The organism is Clostridium sp. TJA038, assembly GCF_058310255.1.
Map to the genome: position 1 here is coordinate 20992 of NZ_JBZEFA010000006.1, position 18422 is coordinate 39413.

At 28.7% G+C, this 18422-nt stretch carries 12 protein-coding genes and 1 riboswitch; all 12 genes read right to left on the reverse strand.

Annotated features, from left to right (window positions below; all coding sequences use genetic code 11):
- Positions 1 to 16: 16 nt before the first annotated feature.
- Positions 17 to 1450 (reverse strand): arginine-ornithine antiporter, encoded by a 1434-nt coding sequence (gene arcD / locus AC4FQV_RS09815; RefSeq protein ID WP_491140169.1) that lies wholly within the window; start codon positions 1448 to 1450, stop codon positions 17 to 19.
- 146 nt (positions 1451 to 1596) lie between these two features.
- A complete protein-coding gene (argF, locus tag AC4FQV_RS09820) occupies positions 1597 to 2592 on the reverse strand; it encodes an ornithine carbamoyltransferase (protein ID WP_491140171.1) in 996 nt (331 codons plus the stop codon).
- Between the two features lie 69 nt (positions 2593 to 2661).
- Positions 2662 to 3903 (reverse strand): arginine deiminase, encoded by a 1242-nt coding sequence (gene arcA, locus AC4FQV_RS09825; protein ID WP_491140172.1) that lies wholly within the window; start codon positions 3901 to 3903, stop codon positions 2662 to 2664.
- Positions 3904 to 4301: 398 nt separating this feature from the next.
- Complete coding sequence (locus AC4FQV_RS09830) at positions 4302 to 6371, reverse strand: beta-galactosidase (protein ID WP_491140174.1); 2070 nt, start codon at positions 6369 to 6371, stop codon at positions 4302 to 4304.
- A 154-nt stretch (positions 6372 to 6525) separates the two neighbouring features.
- Positions 6526 to 8007, reverse strand: coding sequence for an amino acid permease (locus AC4FQV_RS09835; RefSeq protein ID WP_491140176.1), 1482 nt, complete (start codon positions 8005 to 8007; stop codon positions 6526 to 6528).
- Positions 8008 to 8962: 955 nt separating this feature from the next.
- Positions 8963 to 9421 (reverse strand): DIP1984 family protein, encoded by a 459-nt coding sequence (locus tag AC4FQV_RS09840; protein WP_491140177.1) that lies wholly within the window; start codon positions 9419 to 9421, stop codon positions 8963 to 8965.
- A gap of 372 nt (positions 9422 to 9793) precedes the next feature.
- Complete coding sequence (locus tag AC4FQV_RS09845) at positions 9794 to 10813, reverse strand: PTS sugar transporter subunit IIC (RefSeq protein WP_491165410.1); 1020 nt, start codon at positions 10811 to 10813, stop codon at positions 9794 to 9796.
- 283 nt (positions 10814 to 11096) lie between these two features.
- Positions 11097 to 11741 (reverse strand): DUF5067 domain-containing protein, encoded by a 645-nt coding sequence (locus tag AC4FQV_RS09850; protein WP_491165411.1) that lies wholly within the window; start codon positions 11739 to 11741, stop codon positions 11097 to 11099.
- 230 nt (positions 11742 to 11971) lie between these two features.
- Positions 11972 to 12565, reverse strand: a complete 594-nt coding sequence (locus AC4FQV_RS09855; protein WP_491140182.1) for a TVP38/TMEM64 family protein — start codon at positions 12563 to 12565, stop codon at positions 11972 to 11974.
- 397 nt (positions 12566 to 12962) lie between these two features.
- Complete coding sequence (locus AC4FQV_RS09860; RefSeq protein WP_491165412.1) at positions 12963 to 13811, reverse strand: class C sortase; 849 nt, start codon at positions 13809 to 13811, stop codon at positions 12963 to 12965.
- 162 nt (positions 13812 to 13973) lie between these two features.
- Positions 13974 to 15518 carry a SpaH/EbpB family LPXTG-anchored major pilin gene (locus AC4FQV_RS09865; RefSeq protein WP_491165413.1) on the reverse strand — a complete coding sequence of 515 codons (1545 nt, stop codon included), beginning with the start codon at positions 15516 to 15518 and terminating at the stop codon, positions 13974 to 13976.
- A 4-nt stretch (positions 15519 to 15522) separates the two neighbouring features.
- On the reverse strand, positions 15523 to 17691 hold the full coding sequence (locus AC4FQV_RS09870; RefSeq protein ID WP_491165414.1) for a SpaA isopeptide-forming pilin-related protein: 2169 nt from the start codon (positions 17689 to 17691) through the stop codon (positions 15523 to 15525).
- Positions 17692 to 17751: 60 nt separating this feature from the next.
- A riboswitch (cyclic di-GMP riboswitch) is annotated at positions 17752 to 17835 on the reverse strand.
- Positions 17836 to 18422 lie beyond the last annotated feature (587 nt).

The following is an 18422-nucleotide window of genomic DNA, read 5'->3' on the forward strand; positions in this document are numbered from 1 at the left end:
TGTATTTTTAAATATTTTATATACTTATTGACCCGTTAAATAACATAACTACTGCTATAATAGCTATGATTACAACAATTATTGCTAGTATTTTTTCTTTTCCTACAAATACTTTTGCATCTTTATTATGTTGCTTCTTACCAATGTAGAAGAATATAATACCTACTGCATATAAGATGAAACATAATAATAAGTATTTAAGTCCAGCTGCATAGCATAACCAGATAGCGTAAACGGTTGCTATACCACCAAAAATTTTATCTCTTGTTCTTCCTGAAGGATTTAAATCATATGTTTCTCCTGTTAAGGCTAACTTAAATCCATACATAGCACTTAAAAGATATGGAACTAATATTGCTGTACTAGCTACTGAATATAGAGCTTGATAAGTACTGTTTGCAACTAAAGTTAATATTAAAAATGCCTGAACTAATAAATTAGTTATAATTAATGAACCATATGGTGTTCCTTTTTTGTTTAATTTACCAAAAATCTTAGGTAAAACACCATCATTAGCTGCTACGTAAGGGATTTCTGCTGCAAGTAATGCCCATCCAAGAAGTGAACCAAATAAAGATACTATTAATCCTATATTTATAATAACTGCTCCCCATTTACCTACTGCAAATTCAAGAACATAAGCCATTGATGGATTATCAAGACCTGCAAGTTTAACTCTATCCATAACTCCTAAAGACATTAATGTTATTATCATATAGATTATTAATGTTCCAACAAGACCCATAACTGTAGCTTTACCTACATCACTTTGTTTTTTAGCTCTTCCTGAAACAACTACTGCACCTTCAATACCTATGAAAGTCCATAAAGTTACTAGCATTGTACTCTTAACTTGATCAACAATGCTTCCTAAATCACTTGTTCCCCAAAACTCAAAAGTAAATTTGTGAAAGTTAAAGAAGAACAATAATATTACTATAAATAAGAATATTGGAACTAATTTAGCTATTGTAGTGATAAGATTTATAAGTGCTGCTCCACTTACACCATTTAAGATTAATAATGTAAATGCCCAAAGTAATATTGATGCTCCAATAATAGATGCAACGTTATTTCCTGCTCCAAACATAGGTATGAAATAACCTATTGCTCCAAATAAAAGAACGGAATAAGATACATTTCCTATCCATGCACTTAGCCAATATCCCCAAGCTGAGTTAAAGCCTATGTACTCTCCAAAACCAGCCTTTGCATAACTATAAACACCACCTGTTAATTCAGGTTTTCTATTAGCTAAAGATTGATAAACAAAAGCTAAAGCAATCATACCAATACCTGTTATAATCCATCCAATTATAATGGCTCCAGTACCTGCTCCCCTTGCCATATCTGAAGGAAGGTTAAAGGCTCCTCCACCAATCATAGAACCAACTATTAAAGCAGCTAGTTGAGCAAAACTCAATTTATGAGGTTCTCTATTTTCTGACATATACTTTCACCTGCTTTCTTTTTATTCAATTAAAGAAAGACAGTATTTATAATATAATGAAAGGAAAATTCAGTTATTAAGCCTAAACTTTAAATTTTAATAATTCCTTAGATTAATATTATAAATACAGCCTTTAATAAAATTTATTATCTACCAGCAGTTGCTACCATTACTGCTTTTATTGTATGCATTCTATTTTCAGCTTCATCAAATACAACTGAATTTTTGCTTCTAAATACTTCATCTTCAACTTCTCTTATGTCTAGACCTAATCTATCCATCATGTCTTTACATACTTCTGTATCTTCATCATGGAATGAAGGTAGGCAATGCATGAATAAAGTATGTTTATTTCCTGTTTTATTCATCATTTCTCTTGTAACTTTGTATGGAGTTAATAATTTAACTCTTTCTGGATATAGACTTTCATCTTCACCCATTGATACCCATATATCAGTATAGATAACATCTGCACCTTTAACAGCTTCATCAACATCTGAACAGAATTCTATGATTGCACCAGTTTCTTTTGAATATTCTTGCATTTCTTTAAGAATTGCTTCATCTGGTCTTAAGCTTTCTGGTCCTAAAGCTACAAAGTGCATTCCCATTTTAGCAGCACCATACATTAAAGCGTAGCTCATGTTGTTTCTTGTATCTCCTGCAAATACTAATTTTATTTCTCTTAATGGTTTGCTTGCATGTTCTTCTATTGTTAAGAAGTCTGCTAGTATTTGAGTTGGGTGGTCAGCATCAGTTAAACCATTCCATACAGGAACTCCTGCATATTTTGCAAGTTCTTCAACTGTTGATTGCTTAAATCCTCTAAATTCAATACCGTCATACATTCTTCCTAAAACTTTTGCAGTATCTTCAATAGATTCTTTTTTACCCATTTGAGAGTTAGTTAAAAATGTTACATGAGCACCTTCTTCAGCAGCTCCACACTCAAATGCACACCTTGTTCTAGTTGATGTCTTTTCAAATAATAAAACCACGTTTTTACCTTTTAAGCTATCTCCTAGTATTCCAGCTCTTTTTTTAGCCTTTAAATCATGTGATAAATCTAATAAATATCTAATTTCTTCTGGTGTAAAATCTTTTAAAGTTAAAAAGCTTCTTCCTTTTAAGTTAACTGCCATTTTGAATTCCTCCTAAATAGTTAATAAATTTTTATATTATAAATATTTCAATTTATTATGAAATTTAAATTATAAATCTTCTCTTATTAAAGGCATTGACATACATCTTGGGCCCCCTCTACCTCTTGATAACTCAGAGGATGGTATTACATGTAATTTGATACCTTTCTTTTCTAATATTGCATTAGTTACGTAGTTTCTTGAGTAAACTACAACTTCTCCTGGTGCGATTGCTAAAGTATTTGAACCATCGTTCCATTGTTCTCTAGCAGCTATTATTGCATCTCCGCCACCACATTTTATTAATTCAATATCTCTCTTTAGATATTTCTTTAAGATATTTTCTAAAGTATCGCATTCTTCAACTGCAATTAATTCTCCATCATTTTCAGGGTCTTTAGTTATTGCATAAACTTCTAAAGGTCCTACAATTCCTGGATGAACTGTAAACTTGTCATAGTCTACTTGAGTAAATACTGTATCTAAATGCATAAATGCTCTTGATACTGGTATTTTGAATGCTAGTACAGTTTTGAAAGTTGTATCTTTATAGTAAAGTAATTTTTTAGCAAGTTTTTCAACAGATGCTGAATCTGTTCTTTGAGATATACCAACTGCTAAGATTTCTTTTGAAAGAATTAATTCATCTCCACCTTCAAGGGAAGTATTTTCTTCTCTATTGAACCAGAATGGAATATCCTTTCCTTTAAATCTTGGATGATGTCTAAATATATATTTAGCAAAAATAGTTTCTCTATTTCTTGTATCAGTTCTCATATGGTTTAAAGTTATACCATGTCCAATTGTTGCAAATGGATCTCTTGTAAAGTAAAGGTTTGGCATAGGGTCGCATATGAATGGATAAACATCATTTACTTGTTCATATAAAGATTCTCTGTGATAATCTTTAAGTTCTTCCTTTCTAACTCCTGCCATCATTTTATCTATCATTTCTTTATTAGTGCTAAAAGATTTAAAATATTTTACTAATGCTTCTTTTAATCCTTCACTTTGTACTCCTGCTTCGTCTATAAATTCTCTTATGAATTTATCTTTAACTTCGCAATCAGTATCCATAGTTTCAGCAGCAAGAACTTCTAAATAAAGAACTTCTACTCCCGCATCTCTTAAAGTTTGTGCAAAAGCATCATGCTCTTCCCTCGCAACCTTTAAATATGGAATATCATCAAATAATAACCTATCTAATAAATCTGGAGTTAAATTTTCAATTTCTTCTCCAGGTCTATGTAGTAGAACTGTTTTTAATCTTCCAATTTCGGAAGTAACATTTAAAGCTCTGTCATCACGCATAAGACTTACTCCTCCTCTAAACTTTTTATTTTTAATATTGCTTACACATTCTTTATACACCTTTCTCAAAACGTTTTCAAATCCCTATTTGGTAAAATATTGTATACTGAAATTATTTTTATTCATCAATTTAATGAATTTTTTTTTAAAATTTTAAGAATTATTCTTTAAAATTAAATATTTCAAGGTATCCAGTTACTGTATTTTTTAAGAATATAATGCATATTTGATGTATAATTAACGAATAAATTTCTTAAAAAAATTTTTTTAACGACAAAAAAACAGGCAAATTTCTTTGCCTGTTTGATACATTAATAGGATTTTTTTAATAAAAGTATTTAAATTTTATATTTTTAAAGTGATTTGCAAACAAGATACTTCTCTATTTTTTTAATATCTTATTTTTTTCTAACTATTCTTACTCCATATGGTTCCATTTTGATTTCTTTTTCTATTTTTTCTCCACTTACCATATCTGTTAAGTCAAAGTCTTTAATGTCTATTACCTTATCTTCTGCTGAGAAGTTCATAAAGAATACAAATTCATTCTTTTCATCCATACGAACTTGTGCATTTATTCCTTTTGGTAAGTCAAGATTTATAGCTCTCTTTAAGTCTAACTTCTTAGCTAAGCTTGCATAGAAATCTGATAAGAACTCATCATTATTTCTAAATGCTATATAGTAAGCTTGTCCGTTTCCAAAGCTATTGCAAGTTAAAGCTGGCATTCCTTTGTAGAAATCAGTTTTGTATGTTGCAAGAACTTCAGCACCTTCTGAGTGAATTAAATCACAGAATATTCTAGCTTCATATTCACCCTTCATTCCTAAGTTGTTATCTTCTTTCATTGAAACATAGTTTACATCTTCATCATAAAGTGCATCTAATTCTTCAGCCCAAATTCCTGTAACCTTTCTTAATGGTCCTGGGAATCCACCTAAGAAGCAAAGGTCGTTTTCATCAACTATTCCACTCCAGTAAGTTGTAACTAAAGTTCCTCCATTTTTAACAAACTCTTCTAATCTTTCTCCAACACCTGGTCTTACCATGTAAAGCATTGGTGCTACAACTACTTTATATTTTGAGAAATCACAATCCATGTTTATAACATCAGTTGGAATTGATAAATCCCAGAAACCTTTGTAGTGCTTTTGACAAGTTTCAAAGTAATCTTTCTTTTCTATTCTAGGACCTTGTGCATCATATATTGCCCAGTAGTTTTCCCAGTCATATATAACTGCAACTTGTGGTTCTACAGAAGTTCCTACTACATCATCAAGTTTTGATAATATTTCTCCAACCTTAGTTACATCTCTAAATACTCTTGTATTTTCATGTCCACAATGGTCTACAACAGCTCCATGGAATTTTTCTGATGAACCTCTACTCTTTCTCCATTGGAAGTATTGTACTGTATCTGAACCATGAGCTACAGCTTGAAGAGAAGATAATACATGCATTCCTGGACGTCTAAGTTTTGCAACTGGTTGCCAGTTTGTTGAACTTGGTGAACTTTCCATCATCATGAATGGTTTACCATTTAATATTGCTCTGTTTAAGTCATGAACAAAGCCTATTCTACTTCCTTCATGGTCATCAGTTCTTTCTCCATGCCAGTAAGGGTAGTTATCCCAAGATACAACATCTAGGTAAGGAGCAAATTTCCAGTAATCTATTCCTCTGAATAATGAGATGTAATCATGGAAGTTAGTAGTTACAGGAATATCTGGTGTAATATCCTTTAAGATACTTCTTTCATGCTTGTAGTAATCTAAAGTTTGGTGAGTTACAAATCTCATCCAGTCTAAGTTTAATCCATGAAGAGCTGGTTCTCCGTGAGGAGCTGGTGCCTCTATTTCATCAAAAGAAGAATATGTATGACTCCAGAACTTAGTCCACCAAGCTTTGTTTAACTTGTTTATGTCATTGTTATATTTTTCTCTTAAGAAATCTCTAAAAGCAGCTTCACATAAAGGACAGTAACATTGACCTTCAAACTCATTTGAGATGTGCCATAAGATTAAAGCTGGATGGTCTTTGTATCTTTCAGCTAATAATCTATCTATTATACCTATTTTTTCTCTGTATATAGGAGATGTATAACAATGATTATGACGCTCTCCATAAAGATTTCTTACTCTGTTTGGAGCAACTCTTAAAGTTTCTGGATATTTGTGAGCCATCCATATTGGTTTAGCACCACTTGGTGTTGCAAGTATTACATAGTTACCATTTTTGTGCATTAAATCCATGATTTCATCTAACCATTCAAAGTTAAACTTACCTTCTTCTGGCTCTAACATTGTCCATGAGAATATTCCCACAGCTACAACATTTGTATGAGAAAGCTTCATTAATCTAACATCTTCCCCCCATATGCTTGGCATATCAATCCATTGCTCTGGGTTGTAATCTGCTCCATGAAGCATTTTTGTTACTTTAGAACTTATTGGTCCAAAATTTTTCAAAATAATCCCTCCATTTTTAATAAGTTAAATGTTTTAATCTCATTAATATATAAAGTAAATTGTATATTTTAAGCTAATTTATAGTTATAGGAATAAGCTATAGTTTGTATAGCCTATTCCTAAATACTCTTTTTTTATTTAATTATTAAATTAATTATTTGTCAGCGTCTGGTACATTCCACTCGTTAGCTACTGCCTTACCAACTTTCTTTTCGTATCTTCTCCAGCAGATTTCAGCAAATCCTACGAAGAATACTAATCCTAATACATTGTATAGAAGTACAAAGACTGGATTTGTTGCTCCTGGCTCTAACGTTCCGTTAAAGTATGCTATGAAGTCTTGTGGAGCTGGTATTGAAGATATTACAAATACGAATATGAATAAAGCAAGTAATAATATACCTATTGCTATACCAAATTTTCTTGGTCCAACTTTGAATGTTCTTGGCATATCATCTTTCTTAGCTCTTAATACAATGTATCCAACTAAGAAGAATAATACTGGAATTAGTGATGTTGAAGCTGTCATGTTTATTAACATTTGAAGTAAGTTATCAACAGAACCTATTCCTAAAGCTGGAACTAATAATAATACAGTTACTATTGCAGCTTGTACATATAAAGCATTTACAGGAGTTCCTTTTTTATCTGTTTTAGCAATCCACTTACCAAAGATACCTTCTGGAATTTCTGAGAATAATACTTTAACTGGAGCTGCTGTCCATAAAACTAGTGAACCTAAAGATGCAAGCATCATTATGAATCCAACTATGTTAGTTATTATATTACCTACGCCGTAATTAGAACCTAATATAGCGAAAGCATCGAATAAACCATTTGAGAAGTTACCTTGTAACACATCAGATGGTACAACTAAACCTACTGAAACTGCTCCTAAAGCGTATAAACCACCAACTATGATTGTTGACATTACCATAGTTTTTATAAAGGTCTTGTTTCCACCTTTAACGTCCTTTATGTATACACCTATACTTTCAGCACCACCAACTGCTTGTAAAACCCAAGCTAAAACCATGAAGTATGACCAGTTAAACTTTGGCATAATAGTTTCAGTTGTAAACTCTTGTGCTGGAGCTTTTCCTAATAAGAATACTACCCCGAAAGATAATACTATAAATCCTAAACCTAATATAATTCTAGCGATACCTGAGATACTTGTAATTTTTGATATCCAAGATACACCTTTAGTAGAAATTAAAGTTACTCCCCAGAATAATATTATAGATATAATTGAGATTAGTACTGTTTTTCCGTCAAATACGTTTCTACCAAAGAAAGTATAAGATGCATATATTAACGTCTTAGGTAGTAATGAAGTAAAGAAGAACAAATTAACAAAGAAATAAGACCAGGAACCTAAGAATGCCCATCTAGCTCCTAAAGATTTCTTTATCCAACTGTTTATACCTGATTCAGAGTCTGAACTAGCAGATGCAAATTCACCAATCATTAAAGCAAACGGTAGGAAGTAAAATACTGTACCAAATATATATGATGGTATTGTAGCCAGTCCAATTTCAACACTACTGTCGATTATGTTTCCAAATGAAAACACCGCCGTGAAAGTCATAAGCATTAAGGCCCCTGAAGTCAGCGATCTTTTTCTCTCACCCATCTTTAAATCCTCCTCATCTTTATTATTTTTTTACTAAAAAATTTCCCGTAGGAAACGTTTTCTGACATTATAATATCATTTTTTTACTTAATGTTAATGTACAAATTTTGAATAATCAGTAAAAATTCTATAATTTTACTAATTAATTTTACTTGATTTTATCTAATTAAAACTTTCGTAACATTATATATTTTTGCTACCTTCCTTGTAAAACAAGGTTTTTTATCAAAATAATCTAAATATCTTGTTTTTATTGATAATTTATTATTGTTTTTCTTATTATATTAACTTATTATTATTTGTAAAATTTTAACTTAAATCTACTCTTTAATTTTTTTACTTAAAGTTTACTCTTTGTCTTTTGATAAGGTTTTAAGCTATTTTTCTATGAATTATATTGAAATTAAATTCTTGCTTTTGTCTTATATTTCATAACTTATCTTTATTTAAAAATTCTCCAAAATTTTATGTATATATTAAAATTCCAATTATAATCTTTTATTTTCTTCGATTTTAAATTGCATTATATTACACTAAAAGAATTACTAAAACTTTTACCAATTTTAATTTCACTTATAAAAGTAAGATTAAAATTTACAGAGTATTAATAAAAAAATTCTTTAAAAAGACAAAATAAAAAAGAGCTAAGAAAATTCTTAACTCTTTTTAAAATTATCCCCAAAGCCCCAAACCTCACTTTTGCTAATAGCCATATGGTTGTAAATTATACCCTTTAAAATGTACTCATGTAAATTGTGCGAGCATAAATTATAAAATAGGTATCTGCTCCTAGATACATCTATGTAACACAATTGCCTTTTTTCCCTAAGGCTAGGGTTTATGACCTCCCTAACAAAAGCTACCATCTAATTTTATATATAATTATTCTTTAGAATTTTAATTTATTTATTCTTTAGTTTTAAATAAAGGTAATTAAAATATTAAAATTTAGTTTTTATTCCATAAGGTCTATAGTCCAATTTAATCCTTGAAGTTTAGTATCTAGTTCTCTATACTCCTTAGAATATCTGTTTATTTCCCTTTGTACTTGTTCAACCTTCATAGCTGAAAATATTTTTATTTCAGTTTGAGAATATCTATTTACCTTTACAGTAGCCTCTTCTGCTACTTCTTTTAATATTTTTATTTTTTTCCCTAACATATCTCTCTTTACAATTAAGTCAGAGATGCTTTCATTACTACTTGTTATGTAGCTACTATTTGTCTTATTTATCTTTATTATAAGTTCCTCTAACTCATTTATTTTTAGTAATATTTCATCATATAATGTGTAGGGATTTTCAGAAGGTTTTTCCCCTTCCTGAACTAATAAATTTTGATTTATTCTGTTTTGTAAACTAAATAACTCTTTTTGAAGATCTGCTCTTAATATTAATGCCTCAGCTAGTTTCATTTTAATTCCTCCAATAAAACTTTATTAAACTTGGCCTCATAAACTTCTCTATCCCCATAAATATAATATATAAGTTATTTTTAGCAATATTAAAAACATTTTAAGCTTTATTTTATTATAACTCTAAAGCAAAAAATTAAAAACTCATTCTCCTTTTAAAATGTTAATTTTTGCCTTAATAAATTAAGAAATTTATCCCTTATTAGACTTTAATTTGATTTCTTGTAAAATCTTTATAAGAAAAGGTAATACTTAAGAAAATTAAGCATTACCCTTTATTTTTCTTTAATACATCAATATTTATCTTATGTATTTACTATTTATTTTATTTAAATTTTTACTTATTTTTTATGTAATAGGTTATAATCTCCTTTAAAATTCTCCACGAATTTCTGCTACAGTACGTATTTTATGATTTTTAAAGAGTAAATAACCTAAATAACCACTTCCTGCACTTATAATAATACAAGCTAAAGAAGCCATTAAGACTTTAAAAGCTGGATTATATGCAAACATTACTGCAAAACCAGCAATTGGAGTGGCTGTTCCTGGAGACATGTTTGTAAGTCCCATTAAAACAATTATAATTCCACATAAAGCCCCTCCTATAAAGTTTGTTATGTAAATAGGTATAGGATTTGCAGTTATTATATCTGCCTGTGTTAAAGGCTCTATAGCAACAGATATAGTATCTTTTTTACTTCCAAATTTCATCTTATGAAATAAAACAAAGTTTAAAAAAGATGAACCAAAAACTGATAAAGCCCCTATAGCCATTGGTGCACCAGTTAAGCCAAGCATTGCTGTTAAAGCCATAGAACTTAAAGGGGCTGTGGCAACTACAGTTATTATTCCTCCAAGTATTATTCCCATTATTATAGGATTTGAATTTGCTGAAGCTATTAATACTTGCCCTATTTTTAATAAAGTAGAATCAACTACTGGTGATACAAATTCTCCTATTCCCCTTGTAAGAGGAGTAGCTAAAAGTATTATTACAATTAAATCTAAACCACTTGGTAATTTTTTTTCTAAAAATTTAACTACAAAGGACATTAAATATCCTGCAATAAATCCTGGTAATATTCCTAAACCTAAACAAGATAGCCCCATTAATACTGAATAAACTGGTGAAACTCCTAAAGCTAAGGGTACAAGTATCCCTGCTGCAACTCCCCCTAAACTTCCATTTGCCTCTCCAACCTTCTTTAAAAATTCTATGTTTAAAACATTACCAAAAAAAGATGAATGAAAAGCCTCCACTAAAAAACTTGCACAGGCTGCCCCTGCTAAAGCCCCCATAGCTTTCATTCCCTGAGGTGCCTTATAACTAAATAAGGTAAACAACCCTAAAACTATTAATAAAAGTCCTGCCCCAATTAAAACTTGCATAAATTTTCCTCCTTAGTTTTTTTAAAAACCTTTTCTTAAAAGCTTTACTTAGTGATTTACAATAAAAATATATTATTGCTTATTAAATTTTGTTTAAATTACCCTTTTTCTATAAATAGCTATTTATATTTTTTCTTGTAATTTATGTATAAATTATTAAAGTTATTATATATTTTATACTAATTTGTAAAAAAATCAAACATTTTTTAATAAAAACAAAAAAACTGATTTTTTATAAAATAAAAATCAGCTTTTATATTTTAAATTTATTTTTATAAAGACTTTAATTAACATCTATATTAAAAATTTTTGAGGGTTTTTCATCAAACATATTTTCATAAAATTCTATTTCTAAATTATTTTTCTCATTATTTAAGGCAAAAGCCATTGTAGCTGTGCATTTTTTCCCCTTACTAATAGCCTTAGAAAATTTAATATTATTAGTAGCTGGATAAGTTTCTAAAATATTTCCTGAATCATCATAGACTTTAAAATTTTCTTCAAATAAATGAAGATTGTTCTCAAGACCTAAGTTTTCATAGGTATATTCTATTAAAACAACTTTTTCTGCCTTCTTATCTGAAAATTCATTTCTTTCATCTATAAGTTTTGCACTATCTAAAGTTACTGACATAAGCTTAACACCATTTTCATCACTTAAATAAGCAGTTTCTCCAAGGGCTAGTTTCTTTTCTTTTTCCTCTGCTTTTCCTTCTTTAGCTTTTACCTCTTCTTTAACCTTTAAGGTTTCTACCTCTTCTCCCTCTTTAAGAGCTAATTTTTCAAACTCTAATAATTGATTATACCTTTCATCACTTAAATTAACTCCTCCACCACTTCCTGAGAAGGCAATTCCACCAATAATAAAAGAAATTATTCCTATAGATATTTTGCTTGTAAATATTTTTTTTAGCTTTTCTTTATTCATAAAACCTCCAAGTATTAAATATTAAACTATTTCAAAGCCTATTTACAATATTAACCATTTAATTTTCTTTAATACCTTAAAAAAGTCTAACATAAAAGTTTTTTTATGTTTTTTCTATTTATATATTTATTAAGGAGAACAAGGTCTTATGAATAAAAATAGAAAAATTAAAAATTCCCACAAAAACTAAAAAGCTCTTGTGGGAATTTTTAAATTTCATTAGATAAATATTAAAGTTTTTCCATGTATTTAAATACATCTTTTCTAAATATTATGCCTAAAGCACAAGCTACTATAGCTATAATAAGTATTATAACTACTCCGCCAATGTTTCCTTCTGCTAAATTTGAACCCATAAAGGAAGAGGCAACTAGGGCTGGTATTCTTCCAATCATGGAAAATACTATAAAATGCCATAGGGTTATGTTACTTAGTGCACAAACCATTATTAAGGAATCCTTAGGTGCACCTGGTAAAAAGAAAAGAATAACTAATATAAGCTTAAACTTAGGACTATTTAAAATATTCTCTAGTCTATCGTAAAGATCCTTAGGAACAAATTTTTGTACTAATCTTCTTCCGAATCTTTGACATATGTAAAATAAAATGGCAGAACCTATAGCAATTCCAAAGAATGAAATTACAGTTCCCCAGAAAGCTCCAAAGATATATCCTCCAGCAGCTTGGATAACTTCTCCAGGAATGAAGAAGATAACAACCTGTAATATTTGAAATATAAAGAATATTACAGCAGACCAGGGACCAAATCTTTGTAAATAGCCCTTTACTATTTCTCCGTTAGTTATTATTTTATAAAACTCCATTATTTGTTCTCTTGTTAAATATAAAGTTATACACGCTAATATTAAAATCACTATACTTAAGATTATTAAAATTTTCTTTTTCATAAATAAACCTAAATTTAAATTTCCTCCTTGAACAGTTTTTTCATTTACTTATATTTAATATTTTTCTCCATAATTTATTACAGAGGGTTCATAATTAAATTGTTAAGTAAATTTTATTGTTTAAAGTTGTTAAATTGCTAAAAAAAATAAAATGCTTTTTTAACCCTTGCATTTTTACTATCCCCTATTTTAATAGTACTACTTAAATATTATAATACTCTTAAATTTATATTACATTTATATATGAAAAATCTTAATAAATCTTTAAGAGTGGCATTTTATTTTTTTTGAAATTTTGTATAATCCTCTAAATTTAGTTTTTAAGGTGATTTTGTTTATTATTACAATTTTTTATTCTTTTTTCTTTTCTTTTTATGTATATAAAAATTAAAAGTAATAGGATTAATAAAATAATTAGAGAAATAGTTACTATTATAAGTTTTTCATTAGAATGAGCATATATATTTCCTTCCTTGTCTATAGTATTATCTATTTTCTCACTTATATTACATCTTTCTCCCCTTACTAATAAACGCTCTGTATTAACTCCATAAGGATAACAAGTTAATAAGGTTATATAATCTTCTCCCTCTTTAATTTCTAAATCCTCCACCTCATCTGGCTTAACAATCTTTATTTGATTTACTTTATAGGAAAGATTTTCTCTTAAGCTATGTATAAAAAATAAATCTCCCTCTTTTAATTTATCTATATCTGTAAAAAGCTTTTGATTTGATAAGCCTGTGTGAGCTGATAAAACTCCATGAGTATTTTCTCCCCCTATAGGTATAGAAGTTTCTTCTAAAAGACCAACACCTTTTTTTAATATACTATCCTCTGTGCCGTAATATATAGGTAAATTAACCTTTATGCTTGGAATTTCTATATAGCCAATCATATCGCCCTTCTTAAAAGGAAGAGTTTCTTCCATGGCTTTGTCATCTTCATAAAATAAATTTTTGTTATAAGTTTTACATCTTTCCTTTAAGGAATTTATTTCATCCTCATCTTTATTGTTTATTGTTTCTTTATAATCTGAAATAGTTGATACTGCAAACTTATTGTTTATGTAATTAGAAAGGCTAGGATATATTAAAAATCCAATTGCCGTAAGTGTAATTAAAATTAGAGTATAAAAATATAGTTTCTTTAGCCTTTTCAAACGGAATCTAGTGTCATATTAAGTTAATAGACACTATTTCACCTCCTAAAATTTATTTTAGTAAAAAAGAAATTTCTAAGTCTTAGTAAAAAAACTTCTTTTTAAGTTTCATCATAAAAAGAAGTTTTTTAATTTTATCTATTTAATTTTTTTATTTATTTTTTATTTGTTTCTCTTAAGTTCAACTCTATTGTAGATAATACCAGCAGCAGCTAAGATACAAACTACTCCTAATAAAGTAATTGCTATTTTTATAAATCCTGTGTTTCCAAGTCCCCCTGTTGAAGGTAAAGAAACTCCCTTACGGTTTAAAACCTCAATATTAAATAATGTGTTTTCATCACTTTTAACTTCTTCTAATTCTGTTGCAGCCTTATTGTTATTGATTATCTTAAAGCTTGCCTCTCCTGTGAAATTACCTTCTGAATCTTTAGAAGCTTCTATTTTTATTTTTATAGGGTCTTTTAATAAACTATATCCCTCTGGTGCTTCCTCTTCTCTTAATTCATATTCCCCTTCTTTTAATCCTAAGATTGTTATAATACCTTTCTCATCTGTTACATAAGAATGTTTATTTTCTTCAACAATCTTTCCATTAATTACAGGAGCTAAACTAAATTCAGCACCTTTTAAGTAAAGCTTGTTCTTTTCTCCTTTTGTTGCTTCATCAATCTTTTCAATTTGTAAACCAAAAGTATATGAAGTAACTTTATCCTTTAGTTTCTTAGTGCTTCCCTCTACATATGGGTTGTTTGTATATTCTAACTCTATGTTATTTTCATTTCCTATTTTGTTTATATCATTAATAATAGCTTTTTCATTTAATTTAGCTTCATAATTTAAGCATAGTCCACTTTGTGCATAATCTTTTATATTGTCATAAACAAAGTTTATTGTAATAGTTGTTCCATTTTCATCACTTTTACTTTCAACAGTATAGTCTTTTCCACTTTCAAAAGTCTTACTTCCTGAAGTTACCTTAAAACCAAGCTTATCATTGTAAGTTAATCCCTTACCCATTTTATCTGTAAACTTATAAACTATATTTTTTGCATTCTTTTCATAAGAAGGAATTGAGGCTTTTACTTCGTATTTAATAGTATCTCCTATAGAGGCACAAGAAGTTTTAACTCTACGATTATCCTCCATTACTATTCTTTTTTCTAAGGTTGCAGTATTATCCTTTGGATTAATTTCAACATCATAATTCCATGAATTTTCTAAGGCAGTAGGAACTGCAACTAACATAGGAGTAGATGCAACAAAGGCTCCCTTTGAATCCCCAGAAGTTTCTAAAACTATATAATAACCTAAATCAACAGTATTCTTTTTACCATTTTCAAGTTTTTGTCCTTCTATATTGTTGTCTAAAATAAATTTGTGTATATTAACTGCAAAGTCTTTTATGTCATCTTTATTTAAATCTTTTATGGCATCTTTTTTATAAGAACCATAATTAGAATTGTCGAAGAAATTCTTAAATTTATCATTTACTGTATAATCATAGTTATATATGCTCTTATCTGCATCTAAAATTTTATATGCTTCAAATACAGCACCTTCTTTATTTATTGTAATACTTCCTTGAGTTTGAGCATTCTTATCTACTTTAGGTGTTGTTAATGCATATACTGGCATTGCACTTATAACAAAGAACATAAGAAATGTCATAATAAAACTAAAACTTTTTAATGAATGTTTTTTCATATTTTTAATTCTCCCTTTCTTTTAAGGCAATTTCTTTGCCTAATAAGCTTAAAGCTCCAGCTAAAAGAGTAACCCCGATGAATGAAAATTTATAAGTACCAAGTCCTCCTGTATTAGGTAAGACTATTCTCTTACTATTTTTAACTGAGATTTTATAGCCATTTTTGTTTTTATTTAAAGATATTTCTTCTCCATCTTCTCCAAGCTTATAAAAACATCTGTCCTCATTTATATATAAATAAATATCTTTACCAATCTTATATCCCTTAGGAGCTTTAACTTCTCTTAATACATACTCTCCATAAGGTAAATCTTTAATATTGATTTTGTTTGAATCCTCTATAGATTCTAAATTTGTAATGTTATTTTCTTCCCCTTTAAGAGAGAAGTTTTTATTAACCTTAGAAAAACTTAAGGGATTTTCTAAATCCTCAGCTTTAAAAATATTAAATTCTGCTCCCTTAAGAGGTTTTCCCTTTTCATTAACCTTTTCTATTAAAAGATTTGTAGAAAGCTTTTTCTTACTTCCCTTTATAACTACGGTTTTACTACCTGAATCTTTTTTCACCTCAAATTTAACAGTATTTTTCTTTCTCTCATGCCCCTCTGGAAACTTTACTTGCTCCACTTTATAACTTCCAACAGGTAGTTCTAAAAGCTTTGTTTCTCCCCTTTTAAAGTTTAAAAATTCAATATTATCATTGTTTATATCCTTAACAGGTTCTCCCTCTTTTGTTGTTATTCTAAAAGAAGAACTGTTGTAAAATTCTTCTTCATAATAGGCAGAATCTAAAACAAGTTTAATTACTGAATTTTTCTTAGTTGAAACCTTGTTAGTTGGATTTCCATTAACATAAGCAACATTATCAACAACACTTCCAGGCTTTACATCCTTCATACTTGCCTCAATAGTTATGTAAGCTTCCTCTTTGCTATCTATAGCACCCTTTGTGTTTTTTACAATTAACTCCTTTGTATCCTTGTTAAAGTAACTTTCAAACTGACTTGTAGTTGTAACCTTTATATCCTTTAAAAGCTTGTCTAAATTATCTTTTATGGTTACTGTGTCCTTAAAAAACTGTCCATAGGAATCAAATCTAATGGTATATTTAATCTTTTGGTCTTTATCTCTGCTACTTACTGAAGTTCTATCAACCTCTTTATGAACATTTAAGGCACCAGCCTCCTTAGAAAGCTTTGAATAATGTCTTGCTGGTACTTCCTTTCCATCATCATAAGTTAATTTAGCCTCATTGGAATAACCCTTCTTTGTTGAGGTTATTCTTGTTTCATAACTTACTGTATATCTTTCATATCTTATATCTCCAAAATCTATTTCTAAAGAATTTAAACTTGAACGAACTCTTGAACTTCTTATAAAATCCTCTGTAACATCTTCACTGCTTGAATTGTTGTAATCAACTCTCTTTATACAAAGGCTATAAACATCTAGTGCCATGCCCTCTGGAATAGTATCTACAAAGGTAGCATTACTTAAATAACTTCTTGTATTAGGATTTTTTCCATCACCTAAGTTAATTTCAACAAAATATTTTATAGGCTTATTTCTATCTAAGATTTCTCCATAATACTCTCGTCCATCCTTTGTATCTGTTGCAGCTAAAGGTAGGTCAGCAGTTTTATACATAAGGGGATACTGCATTCCCTCACTAGGTTTGTCATATTCTTCCCCTTCTACATAAAAAGTTTTTTTCTTTCCAGATAAATCAATTGTAAGAGGGTAGGTTACACCTTTTCTTATATTTTCATCACCAACAAAAGATACAAGCATATATCCCTTAACAGCTTTATCAACATTCTCATTAAAAGTTAAAGTAAGAACGCCATCTTTTAAATCAAAATCTTTAAAATGCTGTTCTGGATACTTTGGAGAAATTTCCTTAAAGACCTCTGGTAAAGTGATGCTAATAACATCTCCTTCATTAAGCTTGTCTTTATTTAAGATTTTATAATCAATTCTTAAAGTGTTTCTTAAACCCTTAGCTACCTTTTCACTCTCAAAGGATGCACTAGTAATTTCAACAGCTCCATCATTTTTAATATCCTTACTCTCTTTTCCTAAAACACTTTTAGTATTTGAAAGCAATGTAGTAATAATAAAAATAAAAGTTAAAAGAAAAACAAAACCATAGGAAAATCTACTCTTTTTCATGAAACCTACTCCTCCTTTCTTAAAAAATGGAAATAAAAAAACCGACTATATTTATAACTTTATAAACATAGTCGGTTGCATCACTAACTCAATATATTCCAGATGCCCAAATACAGAATATATATCAACGTTTCTACAATATTTTTATCTTTATTAGTATCTTATTAAATTCATCATTTGTTTAAAATAAATTTTCATTTCGTTCTGTATGTTACAGTATTTTAAATTTTTTGTCAAAACTCCCTTAATTTAAGAAAAGATAAATTAACAATTTAGTACCTATTATATTAATAAATTATTAATTTATCAAGTGTTAAATTAATACATTCTTAAAAGATAAGATTTTTATTTTTTACTTTTTTATTCCTTCTTAAATGGAATTTTTGGAATAATTATTCACATTTAACAAAACTTATTGAATAAATAAAAATAACCAATTAATATAAAATATACCTAAAAAATAATGCCATATCCCCTTACCTCTCCCCCCTATTTTTTATTAGTAAATTAAAAATTTAAAATAAAAAAATATGCAGGGGGTAGTACTTGAAAATCTATAAATACCTATAAAAAATTTTAATTTATAAGATAAATATTCCAATATTATAATATCTCATTTAAAAAATCCTCATTTAAGAAGATAAAATATAAAACTATAACCAGCAAAATTTCAGTAATTTTTTTACAATTTCCCAAGAAAATAACTGAAATATCCTAAATCAACACCATAA

Bases quoted from the DNA above. Each gene is read 5' to 3' on its own strand.
- argF (WP_491140171.1), bottom strand. From the start codon at position 2,592: ATGGCAGTTAACTTAAAAGGAAGAAGCTTTTTAACTTTAAAAGATTTT.
- AC4FQV_RS09845 (WP_491165410.1), bottom strand. From the start codon at position 10,813: ATGCAAGTTTTAATTGGGGCAGGACTTTTATTAATAGTTTTAGGGTTG.
- arcA (WP_491140172.1), bottom strand. From the start codon at position 3,903: ATGCGTGATGACAGAGCTTTAAATGTTACTTCCGAAATTGGAAGATTA.
- AC4FQV_RS09855 (WP_491140182.1), bottom strand. From the start codon at position 12,565: ATGGAGTTTTATAAAATAATAACTAACGGAGAAATAGTAAAGGGCTAT.
- arcD (WP_491140169.1), bottom strand. From the start codon at position 1,450: ATGTCAGAAAATAGAGAACCTCATAAATTGAGTTTTGCTCAACTAGCT.
- AC4FQV_RS09870 (WP_491165414.1), bottom strand. From the start codon at position 17,691: ATGAAAAAGAGTAGATTTTCCTATGGTTTTGTTTTTCTTTTAACTTTT.
- AC4FQV_RS09850 (WP_491165411.1), bottom strand. From the start codon at position 11,741: ATGAATAAAGAAAAGCTAAAAAAAATATTTACAAGCAAAATATCTATA.
- AC4FQV_RS09865 (WP_491165413.1), bottom strand. From the start codon at position 15,518: ATGAAAAAACATTCATTAAAAAGTTTTAGTTTTATTATGACATTTCTT.
- AC4FQV_RS09835 (WP_491140176.1), bottom strand. From the start codon at position 8,007: ATGGGTGAGAGAAAAAGATCGCTGACTTCAGGGGCCTTAATGCTTATG.
- AC4FQV_RS09840 (WP_491140177.1), bottom strand. From the start codon at position 9,421: ATGAAACTAGCTGAGGCATTAATATTAAGAGCAGATCTTCAAAAAGAG.